The organism is Halalkalibacter oceani, from assembly GCF_040544555.1.
GTDB classification, from domain to species: Bacteria; Bacillota; Bacilli; order Bacillales; family Bacillaceae_D; genus Halalkalibacter; species Halalkalibacter oceani.
The window spans coordinates 1-2,518 of the sequence record NZ_JBEPKD010000056.1 but is presented as its reverse complement, the minus strand read 5'-3'; the positions used below and the strand labels follow the sequence as shown (position 1 = coordinate 2,518).

General features: G+C 43.7%; 5 protein-coding genes. All 5 read left to right on the top strand.

Annotated features, from left to right (window positions below; genetic code table 11):
* Nucleotides 1–285: 285 nt before the first annotated feature.
* Nucleotides 286–546, top strand: coding sequence for a hypothetical protein (locus tag ABMB67_RS23295; RefSeq protein WP_354573473.1), 261 nt, complete (start codon nucleotides 286–288; stop codon nucleotides 544–546).
* Nucleotides 531–869 carry a cold-shock protein gene (locus tag ABMB67_RS23290; protein WP_354573472.1) on the top strand — a complete coding sequence of 113 codons (339 nt, stop codon included), beginning with the start codon at nucleotides 531–533 and terminating at the stop codon, nucleotides 867–869. Before ABMB67_RS23295 ends, ABMB67_RS23290 begins: the two co-directional genes overlap by 16 nt.
* Nucleotides 870–1,128: 259 nt before the next feature.
* Nucleotides 1,129–1,851 (top strand): hypothetical protein, encoded by a 723-nt coding sequence (locus ABMB67_RS23285; protein ID WP_354573471.1) that lies wholly within the window; start codon nucleotides 1,129–1,131, stop codon nucleotides 1,849–1,851.
* 23 nt (nucleotides 1,852–1,874) lie between these two features.
* Complete coding sequence (locus ABMB67_RS23280; protein WP_354573470.1) at nucleotides 1,875–2,297, top strand: hypothetical protein; 423 nt, start codon at nucleotides 1,875–1,877, stop codon at nucleotides 2,295–2,297.
* Between the two features lie 18 nt (nucleotides 2,298–2,315).
* A partial coding sequence (locus ABMB67_RS23275) for a hypothetical protein (RefSeq protein ID WP_354573469.1) occupies nucleotides 2,316–2,518 on the top strand: 203 nt, incomplete at its 3' end.

Here is a 2,518-nt window from a genome sequence, read left to right as displayed (position 1 = left end):
AAAACCGTTTAGAAATTTCAGGAGTAAGGGGGTAATAGACGCGAAAACAGCCGATTTTAGCGGCGAAATCAAGCGATAGACAAACGTTACTATTTGCCGAGTGTATTAGGTTAGGTAACGCTTATTTGACGTTCTAAAGCGTCGCCAACCGATAAGGGGGACGAGTTTATTTGTGAACGAATAACAGTCCGGGAGTACGCATACGGGCAGAAGGATCGCGAATACGAAGCGTGGTATTGTGAGGAAAGCCAGGAGTTACACGAGATCATAAAGGAGGTCGAGCCTTTGCGTCCAGCAATTGTTAGACATGAAACGATCAAAAAAGCCGAAGGTGGACACACGATAAACGCGATTGTAGTAGATGCTAATACTGGCGAAATAATTGACCGGTGGAGTAAGGCATATCCGAGAACATGGTCATATGATCGGGTTATCCGTCATTGCCGCGATGCTCTCGACGAGATTTGCTATCACTTGTGCTTTGACCACGTAGAACATCGCTTCGGACACGTAAAGGAGGAAGAGAACGTATGTCAGACAGCTTAGCGCCGCGATTAGAAAGTTTCGAGCAGCGGAAGTATGAGCCGATTGTTTGGTCGGGCGGAGAAGGAACCGGAGATGAGATCGCTTATATAGAGGACACAGGCTATCGTTGTCCGCGCAAAGAGGTAGTAAAACGGGAAAAGAACGAGAAGCGCCGCTTGAAGTGGTACGACGAGACGAAAGGCTACGGATTTACAACCGATGGTTTATTCGTGCATTGGCGCGAGGTTGAAGCGGGTACACCGGAGGCCGGGGCCATTGTCGAATGTGAGGTCAAGGAGTCAGCGAAGGGAAAAAAGGCAGTAAACGTCATTATCAAAAACTAACCAAAAAAGGATCGTCGTCAATCAAGAATGCAAAGATAATTTTCGCGGAGGTCAAAGTGAAGGTGGTGTAGGCGTGAGCACTCCGTATGATTCGATTGCTCGTGAGATTAGGGCGGATAGGAGACGGCGCGAGCTTGAGCAGGAAGTAGAGGACGCGAAAAATTCTTCTTGTTATCGAGATTTAAAGAAGGAACAAAAACCATTAAGCTACTGTCGAATAGTCGGTAGACACACTTATAAATATTAGGGGGAATCATTAATGCCAAAGTATATCGAAGAAGCAAGACAAGCGAGAGAAACTGTAAATGAAATCACACAACGCGCAACAGGAAATATCCGCACATTCCAGAAAATGTACGATGAATTAAAGGTGGAAATTGAAAATGACGGTTTGTTGTCACCCGAAGGCAAAGAAAAGAAACGTGAAGAACTCAACGAAAAGATGGGTCGACAATTAATGGAAACGTTAGCCACGGAACGAGATGAGTTTGAAAAAGCGGTTGTAAAGGCGCAAAACAATGCACAAAGAGCATTAATTGAGCCGCTGGAAAAACCACACGAAATGGATGTCGCATTACATGACCGCGAAGTAACTCAATTAAAGCTGGATGCCGTATTTTTAAGTGGTCGTGAAGTTGTTAATAAACTCACCACCTACGCAGAAACAATCGATAATCCTTATCTCGCGGAGCAATTGGTCAAAGAGTTACCAGGTATCGCTGATCGTGTTTCTGGTTCCTCGACCATCACGTCGGCTGATATGAGTAAGTTACGGAGTGTGTATACGTCATTACAACAGAAGGCGCTGACTCCGGACAAACGAGAAGCAAAACAAATCCTAGAATCGATGAATGGTCGTTTTAGCACTAAACTTTATCAAGGCCTTCATGAGGATGCGATTAAAAGTCGTTTAGGTGTCGGTTACTCACGTTACCTTAATGAGCCTCAACTTAAGTTAAAAACGTTAGTGGATTCTGATTAAAAACAACAATAAGGAGCGATTACATGACTAAATATCCAAAGAAAATTGATGAAAAAATGAAAGCGTATAACGAAAAACACGCACAGGTTGATAATACCCGCAGCCTAGCGGTTGAAGCGGTAAGAGCAGCGAGAGAATATGCGGAGGAACAGTATCGCAAAGAGTCACCTAAAAAGCTAGAAGCAATTGAATCGGCGAAAATAGCGTATTTACAATCGGTTGCAGACTTTGCTTCGTTCAAGAATGAATTGGCATCACTGCCGTTTGAAATTGCGAGGGAAACAGTACCTACGGCATTAGACTCCGTTGGACCTCCTTCAATCCCGGAAATCGCATGGACATACCGTCAACACGTCGAAAGTGATGGCAATAAGTATATGATCTTTCCGGACGAAGTGAACCACGCGGTCAAAGAGTTCGAGGTTAAACGGTTCAGTAGAGTGTAAATTAAAGGGGGATAAACAATGAAGTATAACGTACCAGGAAACCATTTTATTGTAATTACAGACGATCACGATGCGATGAACGCAGTACCAGAGGGAAAAAACCTTGAATCAGTAGATTTACACAATCGTTTTAATGGGACAATTGAAGATTTATCTCATTTATATGAACAGTTTTTGAAAAAGGAGCTTCAATCATCCGCAGTTTTTTACGCGGCTGCAAA